This is a genomic window from Pseudoalteromonas luteoviolacea S2607 (genome assembly GCF_001625575.1).
GTDB classification, from domain to species: Bacteria; Pseudomonadota; Gammaproteobacteria; order Enterobacterales; family Alteromonadaceae; genus Pseudoalteromonas; species Pseudoalteromonas luteoviolacea_E.
Window position 1 is genome coordinate 275,971 of the sequence record NZ_AUXV01000072.1, and the last position, 14,586, is coordinate 290,556.

Genomic DNA, 14,586 nt, shown 5'->3' on the forward strand with positions numbered 1-14,586 from the left:
TACTGTGGCTATTTGTAGTCACCAATTACCACATCAAAACGCGAGAAAAAAGCCCACCTATAACCGATGAGCTCCAGTGCTTGGGAGCTTAAACTTTAGCGTAACCGACTGTACTGTAACTGAATAAAGCAAACTAAATTGAGCACTATACGCGAAAATAGCCCAAACACTTAATCGCGGTATTGCACCCTACACTATTCTCAAATAGAGAATGAATATTATAATTATGGTAGCGTACCGTTCTAATCAGTTTATTTTCATCGTGTTTTTCAGACAGTAAAAGGTAGGAATTATCATGCTCAAAGTAACCTTAGAGCAATGGCGAATGTTTAAAGCGGTTGTTGATTTTGGTGGTTTCAATCAAGCCTCTCAGCAAATCCACAAAAGCCAATCCAGTATTCATAATTCAGTGAATAAAATCGAAACCGCATTAGGCGTCAAACTATTTCGCATCGAAGGACGAAAAACAGTATTAACAGAAGCGGGTGAGTTAATGCTGCGCCGAGTGGAATACTTGCTAAACGAAGCATCCAAAGTCGAAACAATCGGTACTACCCTCGCCGAAGGGGTTGAAACAAAATTACGCATAGCCATCGATGAAATATTTCCCTCGCATATGCTGTACCAAGTCCTTGATAAAGTCTCGAGTGAGTTTCCATTTTTGCGTATTGAATTGGTTGAATCCGTGCTCAATGGCGCCAATGAGCAACTCGAAAATGCGCTGGTAGACATTGCGGTTTCAGCTTTCACACTAGAAGGACTGTTTAGCGAAGAGTTGTGCCAGATTGATTTTATCGCTGTAGCAAGTCCAGAGCATGCACTCCATCAGACCTCGCGACAACTCACTCTGGAAGATCTTAAGTCACATCGTCAAATAGTCGTACGAGACTCAGCTGTCGCGAAAAGCCATGATTCGGGTTGGTTGCAAGCTTCACAGCGGTGGACTGTCAGCCATATGCGTACATCTATTGACATGATTAAACAAGGATTCGGTTTTGCTTGGCTACCCGTACCACTCATCGAGCAAGCGCTAAATAAAGGCGAGCTAATCCCATTAGATTTGCAAACAGGGCGTACACGCAAAGCCCAACTGCATCTTACTTTTGTCGACGGAGACAGCCTTGGGCCCGCAGCGAGAGCATTTTTAGGTGAACTTAGATACCAGAGCATGATGATGCCAACATCGCAATTAGCACTGGCAGATAAAGGTTAAATACACAATAAACTTTTACGTCTACACTAAACCACGATGCGTAACATGTTAATCAAAGGAAGTAATGGCTCATGACAGAAAAAGAACTTGCAAAACGCCTATATCAGTCTCACCATTGGACTGTGCTCAATGAGCCAATTGCGCAAAATACAGACCATGCTCTTGCACAGGATGCAGCCTTATTGAAACAGGTTGCCAAAGGAGAGCAGCCCGCGACAATTCGCTTGTGGGAATGCCCACAATCGTTGATTGTAAGCCGTAAAGAAGCCAAGCTCCCTTTTTTTGCACAAGCTTGCCAAACACTATCACAACTCGACTGGCCAGTTTCAGTTCGAGACAGCGGTGGCACCGCGGTGCCCCATGGACCGGGGATCTTAAACTTCTCATTGATATTCGCGCAGACCAAATCTCAAGCGCTGGATGTGGATGAAATTTACATTGCTTTATGTGAACCGATCCGCAGTGCACTCAATAATCTTGGCATTCAAAGTGAGTATGGCGAAACACCCGGAGCTTACTGTGATGGGCGCTTTAATTTAAACATCGAATCACTAAAAGTCACAGGGACTGCCCAACGTATTGCATTATCATCCACCAATAATCATGGACTGCACCGGGGTATTCTAGCCCAAGCTATGATTATGGTTGAGGCAGACCCACAACACACGACTGCGATTGTTAATCAGTTTTATCGGCTATCGGGGGCTGATAATTTGTATGATCCAGCCGCCTCAACAAGTGTCGACAGGCACCTGTCTGGTTCATATACACCGGGCAAACTCACTCAAGTGTTACGACAAGAACTGCTACTTAATATTGAAGGCTTTAGAGGTACATAACGGCACACATAACCCACAATGACAGATTAATACCATAAAAGCATTGAGAAACTCAGAATAAACATGCTAATTTTTAACTTCACGGCAATATTGCCAATGCCTGATTGATGAGTTGTACAGATATTCATGTGAATAACATATTTCTAATAAAACAAGGAAAAGATCATGAAGTTGAAGATAAAAGCGAAAGCACTAAAAACACTAAGCGCCGATCAACAACGTCTCCCTAACCAGCTAACGAGACAGATCGCAGCAGGTAAATACCCTGTCACTACCTCAACCTGTGGCACGGATGCGTGCAAATGGTTAACCTGCTAGTAGCCGACCAAAGCTGATATCAAAAGCCTATTGTGTGGTCATAAATAGGCTTTTACCCTCACCCCATTTCACGTCTATTTCACACCAAAGCTCCAATACTTAAATAAAAAGGAGCACGCATGATGGCAATAAAACACGCACTATATACCTGCTTATTTGTTTCTTTCTCAACGTTGGCGCTTGAGGGGACACATCAACAGTTTGTAGAAAAGGCAATTGCAAAATTTCAAGCAACTGAACGCAGCAAGTGGGCTTTCACCTATTATAACAACGAGGTCGAGGAAGGCGAAAAAACCGAAGTTTACGCGCAGTATGCCCCACAAAATCCCCATGGAGAACGCTGGCAATTACTTAAACTCAATGGAATAAAACCAACGCCAAAAGAAGCAAAAAACTTTGCATCTAATCGCGAGCACCAAGGCTATAGCATCAAACTCACAGAACTTATTAATCCAAATGCGCTCTCTTTAGACAAAGAGACGGATCAAACCATCACATTTACCTACCCTGTCGAACTTGCTGATCTTGGTAAAGATGCGATAGGAAAACTGACAGGCACAGTCACAATTAATAAATCTACAGCCAGCATTGAAGAGGTAAACATTATTAATACTGAGACGTTTAGCCCCGTGGCACTTGCGGATATCAGCCATTTTAAATTAAGCATGCAATTTCAGACCATTAACAATAGTGTTTTACCTAAAAACACGCATATGGAGATGAACGGCACTTTCTCCTTTTTTGTCGATATTGAAGAAACCTCACAGACAACCTTCTCCAACTACCAGTTTTTGGGCACAAAAAAAATATAAACATAATGAGCGGGCTGCTTTTATTGCGCCAGCCCCCTCTTCAACTTCGCCATCCTTTCATACTGGTTTTTTCAATAAAAGTGTCATGCTCCAGTGCTAGCTTAGTCACAGCGTCAACAATAATTAACTAACCCATGTTGGATAGATTAAGATAGTTTCGATTATGCAAAGTGTTATAGATATTCAATGGTGGCAATTAGCCACTTTTAGCCTCACATTACTCATTCCATTTTACATAAACTTTCATTATCAGTTAGGTTTTGCCAAAGACGCATTGGTGGGTTTAGGTCGCATGACGCTACAACTGATAATGATAGGTTTATACTTAGAGTTTTTATTTCAGTTGAATAACATTTGGATCAATCTTAGTTGGCTGATTATCATGGTAATTGTGGGTACTTCAGCTATTGTCAGCAAAACAAAGCTGCCTCTGAAAGCCCTATTTTTTCCGGTCGCAATGAGCCTTGCCGCAGGGCTATTTCCACTGCTGATAATACTCACTACGGCAGTGATTAAGCCAGACCCCTATTATCATGCACAGTACGCAATTCCGCTAGCAGGCATGCTACTTGGCAACAGTCTAACCAGTAATATCGTCTGCTTGCAGAGCTTCTTTTCTTCTCTAAAAGAGCGCTGGCCAGAATATCAAGCAGCTTTATCTTTGGGGGCTTCCCCATTAGAGGCAACGCGCCCTTTTGTTCAACATGCACTACAGCATGCTTTAGCACCTATGTTAGCAACAATGGCAACGACAGGATTGGTGACAATACCGGGCATGATGACAGGTCAAATCCTAGGAGGCGCATCTCCTATGGTCGCCATTAAATATCAGTTGATGATTATGATTGCCATTTTTGTGATGATGAGCATGGCATCGACGCTTTGTTTGTATTTGGTTATTAGAAAAACACTGACAAATGAAGGAAGGCCACAGGTTGCTATGGCCTAAAACAGTAAACGGAGCCCCATCAGCTCCGTTAAAATGGTTTATGACGGGTCTTTATACTTTTCGAACCACGCCATAATATTACCAATCTTTTGAATAAGGTTACTGGGCTTTGCCGCTATACCATGACCCGCTTTAGGGATACGTACCATCGCCGTATCAATATTTCGTAATTGCAGAGCTTGATAGTACTGTTCTGTTTCACTCATTGGAGTACGATAATCTAACTCACCTGTCAGCAGCATGGTTGGTGTTTTTACATTGCCAACTAAAGACAATGGAGAACGCTTCCACAAGTGCTCTGTCTTTTCCCATGGCATCCCAGGCATCCAGTATTTTGCATAATAATTATAAGCATCGGCGGTCAATACAAAGCTAATCCAATTGATTACAGGTTTTGCTACAACCGCAGCTTTAAATCTGTCGGTATTACCGATAATCCAAGCTGTAAGTACACCACCTCCTGAACCACCAGTAACAAATAGGTTATTGTCATCGATGAAGTTTTTAGCCACCATGCCATCAACAACATCCATTAAATCATTGTAATCTTTTGATGGGTAATCATGGTGAATTAAATTGGCAAACTCTTCACCATATGACGTACTTCCTCGTGGGTTTGACCACACGACCACATAGCCTTTGGCAGCCATCAGTTGTACCTCAGTACTGAAGTTTGGACCATATGCTGTATGTGGGCCTCCGTGGATCTCTAAGATCAAAGGGTATTTCTTAGCGCTATCAAAATTTGGGGGTAATGCATACCATGCCTCAATCTCTCGCCCATCCACAGAAGATTTTACCGTTAATGCTTTTACCTGCGCACTCTTCTTATGACCAAGAAGATCTTCATTAAGCTCCGTGAGCATGGAAACACTCCGTCGCTTGTCAACCAATGCCAGATCTGCGGGCCGCTGCGTATTGGCTGCGGTGACCACTAAACGGCCATTACCTGCAACTGCAAAGTCACCAGATGTATAAGGTCGACCTAAAGATTGCCCGCCTAACGACGCAAGTTTCTCGGTCACTTTTCCTTTCAAAGTAACATGACCAACATACTGTTGACCGTGATCGTCGTAGCTAAAATACAAGCCGCGACCTTTTTTATCCCATTGATGAGATTTAATAGGGCGGTCCAAAGATTCAGTTAAGTTGACAGGCTCTTTGCCATCTAAGCCCACCATGTAAATATCAAAGTTTTGGCTTGAACGCTTGTTATCTTTAAAACCAAGATAGGCGATTTTGTTTCTTTGATAGTTGATCTTAGGTCTATGCTCGGGACCAACCTCGTTAGTAATTTGCGTAACATGCTGAGTCGCAACATCTATGCGGAATATATCTGACTCTCTAGGTCTATCCTGCCAGTCTTTATGTCGATCGGCACTAAAGTAGATAGACTTACCATCTTCACTCCATGTCATTTGAGAGCGGTGATGAAAATCACCCGTCGTTAATTGACGTGGTGTACCACCTTCAGAAGGCACCACATAAATATGTTCATAACCATGTTTGATAAATCCGCCACCATCTCTACGGTACAGCTTGGTATCAATATAGGTCGCATTGCCTGCCCACTGTGCACCTTTTGGTTTTTTTGGCATCTCTTTAAAAATACCGCTATGGGCTTTGGGTTTAAACATCGTAAAGGCAATCCATTTACCATCCGGTGACCAACTCAGATTACGAACACCTTGCGTCACATTCGTAACTCGAGCAGTGTTACCGCTCTCTAACCAACGCACATACAGTTGATTATCACCCTCAGCATTTGTTAAATAAGCCACACGTGAACCATCTGGTGAATATCGTGCACTTCGATACTGCTTGTTGCCGGATAACAATGGGCTGTGTGTTTTATTTTTTAAATCCAGCTCCCATAAGTTAGAGCGAACACTATCAGACATAATGTCCATAGCGCGACGCTCATATAGGACTTTATAGCCACTTGGGTGTACCTCAGGCGAAGCCGCGTATTCGATATTAAAGACATCTTCATATTGCCAAATATCATTCGTCAAACTTTGACTGCTGTTTGCCATCAGTGACGTAGCTGTAAGCAAGTTCGCCATACAGACTGCAACTTTTAAGTTTTTGTATTTTCTCATACCCATACTCGTGGAATTGTAATAGTTAACGCCCTAAATGCGTCACCTTAAGTACACAACTGTGCACACCTTTTTATGCTCATGGGCATAAAGATGCCTCAATAAACGGCACAAATAAAAGCTTAATGCGACCAACAGCCTGTATTGTCGCAATTTATTATTTATTGGTTTAGTTCTGCGCTCATTGTGCTATCTCCAAAATTTCATACGCTAATCAATACTTTCGGTCGTTTTAAGCTAGTTTTCAAAATAAATACAGCAACTTAAAAGACCCCCTTACAAAGTGGCAGGTTCCCACATCGTCTATCATCAGCACTAAGCCTTATTTTGCAATTGACAGCGTTATCATATCCTGCAAAGCTGGTAACGAACAAAAAACAACCAGAAGGAGCTCGAAATGAAATTAAAATTAAGCAAAAAAAACATAAAGCAACTTAATAATAAGACACTCAATCACGAGGTAACAAACCAAGTTGGCGCAGGGGCTATCGCATCAAAAGATTACTGGTGTCACTCAGGGCAAATGCCATGCTGGACCAATGGACCCTGTATTACAACTCCACATAGAGGGTGTAGGCAGTAGGTTTAGATAAGTATTCTTATTTATTGCGCTTCGTAATGCCGAGGCGGGCTGTACGGCATTCACTTAAATTCAATTTTTGGCTACTAACTTACATGACGTGTATTTATTAGGCCTAATCACTATGTAATCACCCATACTGCGCTTTTAGATGAGAAGCCGTATTCAACTAGATTAAAAAACAAACGCATAGACATAATCTAGAAATGGCAAAAGCAACTGCCACACAGCGCTTTGCCATTCAGTGTCAACGGAAGCAACTAAACCATTAATCCGTATTTATCGAGCCCACAACAAACCCCAGCGAGTTCCGTTTGCCTGAGCTAAGTAACTGCATCGTGATGAACCCAATGACGTAGGTCTATAAACACCATGCGCAAGCCAACATGAATGATTTCCCGCATGAATATCTCGCTGCCAACCTACGACGTTGGTGTTGTTTCTATCAGTATTAATCAAACAGTGTGTAAACGCTGTGCCTGTTACTTGATATGTGGCACGGCAATCTGGCAAAGGTGTATTTTTCTGCTTTTCTTGCTGATCTAAATAGCCCCATGTGTAGCGCACCATATCTAGCTCAGCTTCGCTCATCGCTGTTTGATATGCATTTCTGCAACTGGCAAAGTCACATGCCACCTGCTCTCTAATATCTCTGAAAGCGCCCAAAGAGCCTTGATATAGCCCTGTGGCAGTAGGGTTAGTTGGTGTTGTATCTGGTTGAGGCGAATAGTCGCTAATATACTGTTTACCGCCCGGCTCTGATTTACTGTAAGTACCGATGAGCGTCCAGCCCCCTTCGTCTGTTTCCATATCACAATAGGCTTCAAATTGTGCATGGGCACCCGCACCGTCTGGATCTATGGTATAAACACCAGATAATGCTTCAGGGTTTTCACTTAGAATTTGCGCACAGTTTACCGGCACAGAAACTTCGGCCGATTTAGTGTCGAGCCTAAAGTCACCTGCGTTGTTATTTGGGCCATACCAAGTACCTCGATATCCTTGTTGCGCGCTTCCTTGGCCTAAAAAGTATACTCGTTTGCCTTCATTGGCGATTGTAAATTGAATACGCTGCACAACGCCTGAGCCAAGCTCAAAAGTATTGGGCAGTTCAAATTCCCCCTGAATCACTGACGCATCGGGGGATGCATTATTAACTGCATTAAACTGATTGGCATAGGTTGTTAAAGTTAGCGTCTGTAATTGCGAAGTACTCGAGTCCAGTACACCATTTAACTGAGTATCGGTGAGCAGTTCCCATTGAGTATTGGAAGCGAGGGTTGACGTTGAGAGCGTTGCTAAAATTAGCGCGGTTAATTGGTTCATGATAGTCCTTTTTATCATTTTTAATCACCGCAATCATGGCATAAACACTCATGAATTCAATAATATAATATACTTATAATTTTTTAATTTTATGATAAACAATCTCGTACTACCAATCGCATTGCTTCACTTTTTCAAACCAAGGTCGGTTAAATCGGACTGGTTTCGGCGCAACACTTTTTGGTAATTCGACATCCATTGCACCGGCAAGATGCTGCGCTACAAGCGCTCTAATTCTCTCATCATCAAGCTGTTCATATGCAGATAAAAGCATCGTCTTTTCTTGTTCGTTAAGCGGATCGCCTTGCATATGCTTAAAGCGAGTGTTTAACCACAGTAACAACGATTGCTTAGCTGTGTTGGGAAAGGCCTGTGCCAGTGTTTCTGTTGGTCGGTATAATCTTTGAAAATTAATCCATTGCTGCTGAATCACAAACACAAACAATAAATTAACCCCTGCGGATATTTGTCCAGAACGTTTATCCACGTTTTGATAACCAGCAAGTGCTACCCTAAAATGTTGCTCAGCCAAGGTAATGTTTCCTTCTTCTAGCGCTATCATCCCTTGGTTGTTTTCAATAATCGCGAGCAGATTTTTCCTATCTGCTAAACGCGCCATCTTTTTCGCTTTCACATAGAGCGCTTTTGCTTTTTCCAGATCATTTAGCTGCCGAGCCAATAGAGCCAAGCTATTTGTGAGCGTCAACCTTTGCCTATCATTTATGGCATGTTTATATGAACACTCAAAACTCAGTTGCGCATCTTGAAGGTAATCGTGTTTACGCAGCCAAATACCGGTCCCGCTCGTAATCGATACTAGCTTGTCGATAAAGTAAGGATGCTTGTGATGATGAAAGACCACCTCTAAAGAGTCTATTAGTAGTTTGTTATTGCCAGTCGGCACAGCTGCTCGCATTGCTGCGATATGCCACCGCACTTGTTGTGCGTTTGTCATTGCATGGATATGTGGAATAGCATTAAGAATAGCAAGCGAGCGAGATGGATCAATACGTAGGTAGTCTTCCGCTTCCTTAATTTTTTCGTCAATTGTGGTGGCAGTTGCACTGTTACAAATTAGCCCAAGCAACAAAATAAACCCAGCTAATCGCACACTACCTCTCCAACAAATGACCTCCTTTACACTATAGATAGCAATCACATATTATTCAAAACCCACTTATGGGAATGCTCTGCGCTACAGCTTCACCCCACTGGCTTCTTTATCGACTTGATATAACCAAGTAATTAGCACCAAAATCGGCAAATTCTTTGTCACAGGTCCGAAGGGGTGCAACCAAAATGAAGCATCAATAAATGTCAACAATACGCTGTAAGTACATATAGTTACGATTTGGGCCAGACAGCAATATTTAAGCGCATAACGCGTTATAAGCCAAAAACCCAATACGATATCAAGCCCACCACCGCCATACACCGCTACTTGCGCAAGTACACCAGTTATCTGCGCGTGTGCCAAAATATCAAACCCAACTTCAGGGGCAAAAAACATCGAGGTTAAACCAGTAAAGATCCACACCAGTGCCAAAGAATAACAGGCCATGTGATAAAGCAGCTTCATGTGCCCCCCAAAAATTAAACGACTGAAAGTGGTTTAAACACCATCAACCAAAAGATAACCAAAATTGCAACGAACGCTGGAATGCCTAATAGTGTCCAAATCCGCATTAAAGATTTAAACTCTTTCGATACTTGGTTTTTGTGTGCATTAAGCTGTGCTAAATCGCGTAAACGGTACTGAATTTTTAGCACGGGTAACCAACACAACCCAATCAGGGTAAATAACCCAGCTACCGCATAAAACCAATCAGAATCAAATGAATAACCAAGTAAATGCATAAGATACACACCACTGACTACCTGCGTGATCACCGCAGGGGTTGTAAACAACCAATCCCCCAAAACAACCAACTTTGTCGTAATATAAATTGCTTGCGGATTGTCAGAACGGTTTGCCATAAACATAAAGAAAGCAATCCCAGCGCCTGTGCCTGTCACAACAACCGCAGCCAATATGTGAATCAGTTTGGCAATAAAATATGGCTCTATCACGGTCTTATCTCCACTTGCGCATAAATACCCAAATCTTCAAAGTAAGCGTCAAAATCAGCCAACTCAAACAACCCAACACACGGCATCGCCCCTCGCTTATTGATATCACCTGCCAATAATTTTTTTGCAATGATAATGGCCGATAAAGTAGGAATATAAGGCCCTTGGCCGTCTGGTGCATACAGCCGCCAAACTACATCTTTACGCGCCTGTGCTTCCCCTGAGATATGTACTTCCATCGCACCAATATCACTGCCAAATGGCAGTAATAAATTGCTCATCGAGCTGATCAGCTTTGCATAAGGTGCCCAATTTTTGACGAAACCTCGCTTGGCCAATGTTGCCATAAACACCATACTCCAGTGTAATAAAGGCAACTCTAACCCCGCTTGAAATGAGACTCTGTCAGTCACCCTGTATCGTTCGGGAAAGATCAATAGATCAGGGACATCTACATTAGCCAGACCTCGCTTCTTTGCAATACCGCCAAAGTCATTTACATTGGCATCCATCCAACCATAAGCAGGCTGCCACCGCCCGCCTTTGAACACTTGGAAAGGATGGCCCGTATAAGACAAAATGGCTGCGATTGTCGCTAATCCTCGTTCAGCTTTATTCCCTGGCGCAATCGCAATATCAATGGATTTAATCTCTTTGAACAGCGGTTGATAATGCTCTATGACAGCTGAAGATAAGCCTGGCACTGAGCTCGCACCGCTGACAACAAGCACTTTGCGCGCTTTTGCCAATTTATCCAACTGGTGAATGTCACATACAAACTGCCTATCATCAGCCAGATCTATGTAATGTGCATTAGCGTCAATACAAGCTTGAGGTACACCATGCCCTTGGCCTTGGAAAGGTCCACCAGTATGGATCACCAAAAATGGACTGCGTTGGCATAGTTGCTCACTAAAACTGGCGGCAAAAATATCTATCTGCCATACACTGAGTTGCGCTTTGGCCGCAGGCTTTAATTTGTCTACACACGCTTGTGCTTTAACTTGGCTTCTCCCCGCTATGACAAGGTTAACTCCTGTATCCTGAGCAAGTGCGGTTGCAACCCTTTTTCCAAAGTTGCCATAGCCACCTAGAATCACCACTGTTTTCACTTCATGCTCCTTACATCAAGCTCCGTTTTTCTAATTAAGAATATCCTTGAAATACAATGTAATTACTAGCTATTTTATTCGATTTAGATTGATTAATTCACACGTAAATTCGCGTTACACACTAATGGCCGCCATTGGCAGTGGCCCTTGATATACAAATACCAAAGGCCAACACCCTCTAATTTCTTCCGGCCATAACGCCCCCGTCAATATCCCAATTTGCACCCGTCACCCACTGCGTACTATCACTAAGTAAATAAGCAATGGTTTGAGCCACTTCATGCGCCTCCCCTATGCGCCCAATCGGATGAAATTCATTAAAACTATTTAATGCCGAGTCAATTTCATGCGGTTCAATAAAAGCCCCATAGATGGGGGTTTTCACAACCGCAGGAGAGACGGCATTGACACGTATATTATGGGGAGCCAGCTCCATCGCCAAATGTTGAGTCAGCGCATGTAAGCCAGCTTTTGCCATGGAATAAGCCGACGAAGGAGTGGCCTTTATTGCCTGTTTCGCCCACATGGAACCAATATTAACAATGCTCCCACCTTTGCCTGATACCATATTTTTAGCTACCGCTTGTGTAATTAAAAAGAGTGCTCGATTCAATTCATGGTAACGGTCAAAGTCTCCATCGCGATGTTCTAAAAATGCTAATGGTGAGAAATAGCCCGCCGCGTTTACCAGATAACTCACCTGCAGCTGCGACTGAGATAAACTCTGGACATATGCTTGAACGGCTTGACGGTCGTAGAGGTCTAGCTGCACGCTCGTGACATCACCCATTGATTGTAAAGTTTGCTCCGCACTTTTTAATTTATCTGCGTTGTTTGCTATTAACGTGACGGGCACATTATGGCTGAGTAAAATTTTCGCTGTTTCGTAACCCATACCACTGGAGCCACCCACGATTACAGCGCGACCTGATTTTGTAAAGTTCATATGTTCACCTAGAGTGTTTGTCGATTCGTGATAATATTAGGAGTAAGCGAACTTACTGAATAGTAAGTACAAATTGGTAAGCTAGGTACTTTTTGGTACATATTTATGAATACAAAAGAAAAAAAAGTTTCTCGAAAAGTTGCACCCAGTCAAAGTGCAAAAATGGTCGAAACCATTTATGGATGCAAATGGTCACTCACCGTATACCAACTACTCAAAGATGGCATCAATCGACCCGGAGAAATGGTGCGCTGTGTGGATGGGCTAACCACGAAAGTGCTCAATCAATGCCTCAAGCGTAATGTGGAATTCGGTATTTTAAAAAAAGAGAGTTTTAACGAGTTGCCACCTCGAGTCGAATACCAAGTAACCGAGTTAGGTGAGCAATTTTTGGCTGTTTTGGAGCAATTAGACACGCTACAACAGCACATTGATACGCTTAACTGAGCGCAGAATTCACATTCCTTCAGAAGAATTATTAAACATTTTATAAATTAGAAAAAATCCTCCCAAACGACGTTGCAATTACATAAATTGCGGCTAGACTTGCCTTGATTTTAATCATGACAAGGAGTCATTTAATGACGCTTAAAACTACGGGAAAGGTTTTAGCAGTGCTTTCTCTCTCAACTCTTACTGCGTGCATGAGCACCTCTTCAGGCCCTTACCTAAAAAGTTCAATCTCTCAAGGTGTTGGCCCATTAGAAGTACGCGCACCTTATGCAAATTACGTCAATTACTATGGCTATGTCGATGCAAGTGTAAAACCTGAGGGCAAGTATAAAGGTAAAGATACTTACTATTTGTACGCTTGGGTACCAGCTGCCGTTGATGAAATTGGAATTTCAATGCAATCGCCGGTTGAAACTAAACCGACTGATAAAGACTTTGTACATAACAATTTTGCACCTGGTATGGAAAAAGACAAAGCCAAGTTTTTTGATACCTATATCGTATTTGATCGTATGAACATCATAGATAGCGGCAAAATTGCGCAAGGTGGTAAGGTATTACAACCACTGGGCTACAACGACGACACACGCGAGTTACCAGCCAACCCTAGTGGCTCTTACTACAACTCTTTGTTGAGACAAACCACTAATCTCAACAACCCAACAGAGTCTCTAGTAAGAGGCGTATACCGTATTTCATTCACGTCTTTTCGCTCTCAGGTTGAAGGGTCATTTGAAGCAACGATTGGCACCAATGTTCCTGGCGTGAAAATCGCAGCTTCGCTTGAAGAACTGCATCAATTAGTGAATGCAGGTAACCTATAAGCACACCTTGGTGGCAGTGATACATTGCCACCTTATTAAATGCGCAAGCTAAAATAACGCTTTGAGAATATCGCTGATCCTAGGCAACCACATCATCATGCCAGCAGCAATCACACCAATGACGGTGATTAACGTGCCGAAGCAAGCCAGTGCCGAAATGCCCCACTTAATACTTTCTTTGCGTTGTTTTTTACCCCATAAAATAACTTCATAGATTGCCATTGGTAATAAGAAAGATGCAAATGAAAGCGCAATATCAGCAGGCCCATCCAAGGTTTGCGTATTACCATTCATTCCTTGATTAACTATATACCAGCCCATCAAGTACAGGCGGAATGTCCACACTCCATTGACCAGTAAAAAGCTATGTACGGCAAAGCGTTGATGTAGTGCAAAGCGCTTTTTCACAGCTGCTTGCCAAGCAAAATAAATTGCAATTGGGATCAAGATGCCATTTACTGTCACCCCTATCGAGCCAATATCACTCAGTCTGTGCCCTGTTATCCAAGTTAAGTACAAACCTGTAAATGCACCAGCCAGCCCGAGTGTAAAAAACATCCGCCCGTTGTAGCGATGAAATCTTGGAAATCGCGATCTCACATTTGGAATTAATTGAAAAAGTCCACTCATAGCCATCAGAATTGCAGGCAAGACATGGGCAAAAAACATGGCTGAATTGAGGTCGATATTGCTATTTAAGCCCTGCGTTACAGACACGGCTTGTGCCTTATCAATCGCTCCGAGCATCAAAGGTAGCGCATACAAACTTAATATATACAACGCAAAAGCCCACTGCCCAGCCAACGCCACAATAACCCAAGTTTTAGTTGCACCGCTGAGAATGTTATCCGCATTGAAAGATAAACCTCTAAGTTTGTTTACGGTTAATGAAATCATACTAGCCCCTTCGTAATCTATTGATTTAATTACTAAGGTGCCAATAAAAAATCAATTCGTCGCACCGAATTTGAAATTCGGCACACACTTTTTAGTAAAGATTTCTTACAAAGCTAAATTGAGCAAATAGAAGCTTTTCACTACC

At 42.6% G+C, this 14,586-nt stretch carries 16 protein-coding genes; 8 read left to right on the plus strand and 8 right to left on the minus strand.

The window, feature by feature from the left end; genetic code table 11:
• The first annotated feature begins 295 nt into the window (after positions 1-295).
• From N480_RS22890 to N480_RS22905, 5 genes are all read left to right on the plus strand, one after another.
• Positions 296-1,213, plus strand: coding sequence for a LysR family transcriptional regulator (locus N480_RS22890; protein WP_063374743.1), 918 nt, complete (start codon positions 296-298; stop codon positions 1,211-1,213).
• Positions 1,214-1,284: 71 nt separating this feature from the next.
• A complete protein-coding gene (locus N480_RS22895; protein ID WP_063374744.1) occupies positions 1,285-2,052 on the plus strand; it encodes a lipoate--protein ligase family protein in 768 nt (255 codons plus the stop codon).
• Positions 2,053-2,217: 165 nt separating this feature from the next.
• On the plus strand, positions 2,218-2,370 hold the full coding sequence (locus tag N480_RS25500; protein WP_155732932.1) for a hypothetical protein: 153 nt from the start codon (positions 2,218-2,220) through the stop codon (positions 2,368-2,370).
• 119 nt (positions 2,371-2,489) lie between these two features.
• Positions 2,490-3,182 (plus strand): hypothetical protein, encoded by a 693-nt coding sequence (locus tag N480_RS22900; RefSeq protein WP_063374745.1) that lies wholly within the window; start codon positions 2,490-2,492, stop codon positions 3,180-3,182.
• A 163-nt stretch (positions 3,183-3,345) separates the two neighbouring features.
• Positions 3,346-4,131 (plus strand): ABC transporter permease, encoded by a 786-nt coding sequence (locus N480_RS22905; RefSeq protein ID WP_063374746.1) that lies wholly within the window; start codon positions 3,346-3,348, stop codon positions 4,129-4,131.
• Positions 4,132-4,169: 38 nt separating this feature from the next.
• On the opposite strand, the gene N480_RS22910 is transcribed toward N480_RS22905, so the two are convergent.
• Entirely contained in the window at positions 4,170-6,233 is a 2,064-nt protein-coding gene (locus tag N480_RS22910; RefSeq protein WP_063374869.1) for a S9 family peptidase, read from the minus strand.
• Between the two features lie 397 nt (positions 6,234-6,630).
• Between N480_RS22910 and N480_RS22915 the strand changes: the two genes are divergently transcribed.
• On the plus strand, positions 6,631-6,816 hold the full coding sequence (locus tag N480_RS22915) for a hypothetical protein (RefSeq protein ID WP_063374747.1): 186 nt from the start codon (positions 6,631-6,633) through the stop codon (positions 6,814-6,816).
• Between the two features lie 276 nt (positions 6,817-7,092).
• Here the strand turns inward: N480_RS22915 and N480_RS22920 are convergent, their stop codons facing one another.
• The 6 genes from N480_RS22920 to N480_RS22945 form a co-directional block, all read right to left on the minus strand.
• On the minus strand, positions 7,093-8,139 hold the full coding sequence (locus N480_RS22920; RefSeq protein WP_063374748.1) for a fibrinogen-like YCDxxxxGGGW domain-containing protein: 1,047 nt from the start codon (positions 8,137-8,139) through the stop codon (positions 7,093-7,095).
• Positions 8,140-8,248: 109 nt separating this feature from the next.
• Complete coding sequence (locus N480_RS22925) at positions 8,249-9,250, minus strand: tetratricopeptide repeat protein (protein ID WP_063374749.1); 1,002 nt, start codon at positions 9,248-9,250, stop codon at positions 8,249-8,251.
• A gap of 84 nt (positions 9,251-9,334) precedes the next feature.
• Entirely contained in the window at positions 9,335-9,718 is a 384-nt protein-coding gene (locus N480_RS22930) for a DoxX-like family protein (RefSeq protein ID WP_063374750.1), read from the minus strand.
• A 14-nt stretch (positions 9,719-9,732) separates the two neighbouring features.
• Positions 9,733-10,209: a DUF2269 family protein gene (locus N480_RS22935; RefSeq protein ID WP_231101452.1), complete on the minus strand. Its 477-nt coding sequence runs from the start codon at positions 10,207-10,209 to the stop codon at positions 9,733-9,735.
• Positions 10,206-11,321, minus strand: a complete 1,116-nt coding sequence (locus tag N480_RS22940) for a saccharopine dehydrogenase family protein (RefSeq protein ID WP_063374751.1) — start codon at positions 11,319-11,321, stop codon at positions 10,206-10,208. The genes N480_RS22935 and N480_RS22940 overlap by 4 nt, the downstream gene beginning before the upstream one ends.
• Before the next feature lie 178 nt (positions 11,322-11,499).
• Positions 11,500-12,267, minus strand: coding sequence for an SDR family NAD(P)-dependent oxidoreductase (locus tag N480_RS22945; protein WP_063374752.1), 768 nt, complete (start codon positions 12,265-12,267; stop codon positions 11,500-11,502).
• Positions 12,268-12,372: 105 nt separating this feature from the next.
• Here N480_RS22945 and N480_RS22950 point away from each other — a divergent pair, with 105 nt between their 5' ends.
• On the plus strand, positions 12,373-12,714 hold the full coding sequence (locus tag N480_RS22950; protein ID WP_063374753.1) for a winged helix-turn-helix transcriptional regulator: 342 nt from the start codon (positions 12,373-12,375) through the stop codon (positions 12,712-12,714).
• 134 nt (positions 12,715-12,848) lie between these two features.
• Entirely contained in the window at positions 12,849-13,544 is a 696-nt protein-coding gene (locus N480_RS22955; protein WP_063374754.1) for a LipL32 family surface lipoprotein, read from the plus strand.
• 48 nt (positions 13,545-13,592) lie between these two features.
• Here the strand turns inward: N480_RS22955 and N480_RS22960 are convergent, their stop codons facing one another.
• Positions 13,593-14,441 carry a DUF2306 domain-containing protein gene (locus N480_RS22960; protein WP_063374755.1) on the minus strand — a complete coding sequence of 283 codons (849 nt, stop codon included), beginning with the start codon at positions 14,439-14,441 and terminating at the stop codon, positions 13,593-13,595.
• Positions 14,442-14,586 lie beyond the last annotated feature (145 nt).

Bases quoted from the DNA above. Each gene is read 5' to 3' on its own strand.
- N480_RS22890 (WP_063374743.1), top strand. From the start codon at position 296: ATGCTCAAAGTAACCTTAGAGCAATGGCGAATGTTTAAAGCGGTTGTT.
- N480_RS22895 (WP_063374744.1), top strand. From the start codon at position 1,285: ATGACAGAAAAAGAACTTGCAAAACGCCTATATCAGTCTCACCATTGG.
- N480_RS25500 (WP_155732932.1), top strand. From the start codon at position 2,218: ATGAAGTTGAAGATAAAAGCGAAAGCACTAAAAACACTAAGCGCCGAT.
- N480_RS22900 (WP_063374745.1), top strand. From the start codon at position 2,490: ATGATGGCAATAAAACACGCACTATATACCTGCTTATTTGTTTCTTTC.
- N480_RS22905 (WP_063374746.1), top strand. From the start codon at position 3,346: ATGCAAAGTGTTATAGATATTCAATGGTGGCAATTAGCCACTTTTAGC.
- N480_RS22910 (WP_063374869.1), bottom strand. From the start codon at position 6,233: ATGAGAAAATACAAAAACTTAAAAGTTGCAGTCTGTATGGCGAACTTG.
- N480_RS22915 (WP_063374747.1), top strand. From the start codon at position 6,631: ATGAAATTAAAATTAAGCAAAAAAAACATAAAGCAACTTAATAATAAG.
- N480_RS22920 (WP_063374748.1), bottom strand. From the start codon at position 8,139: ATGAACCAATTAACCGCGCTAATTTTAGCAACGCTCTCAACGTCAACC.
- N480_RS22930 (WP_063374750.1), bottom strand. From the start codon at position 9,718: ATGAAGCTGCTTTATCACATGGCCTGTTATTCTTTGGCACTGGTGTGG.
- N480_RS22945 (WP_063374752.1), bottom strand. From the start codon at position 12,267: ATGAACTTTACAAAATCAGGTCGCGCTGTAATCGTGGGTGGCTCCAGT.
- N480_RS22950 (WP_063374753.1), top strand. From the start codon at position 12,373: ATGAATACAAAAGAAAAAAAAGTTTCTCGAAAAGTTGCACCCAGTCAA.
- N480_RS22955 (WP_063374754.1), top strand. From the start codon at position 12,849: ATGACGCTTAAAACTACGGGAAAGGTTTTAGCAGTGCTTTCTCTCTCA.
- N480_RS22960 (WP_063374755.1), bottom strand. From the start codon at position 14,441: ATGATTTCATTAACCGTAAACAAACTTAGAGGTTTATCTTTCAATGCG.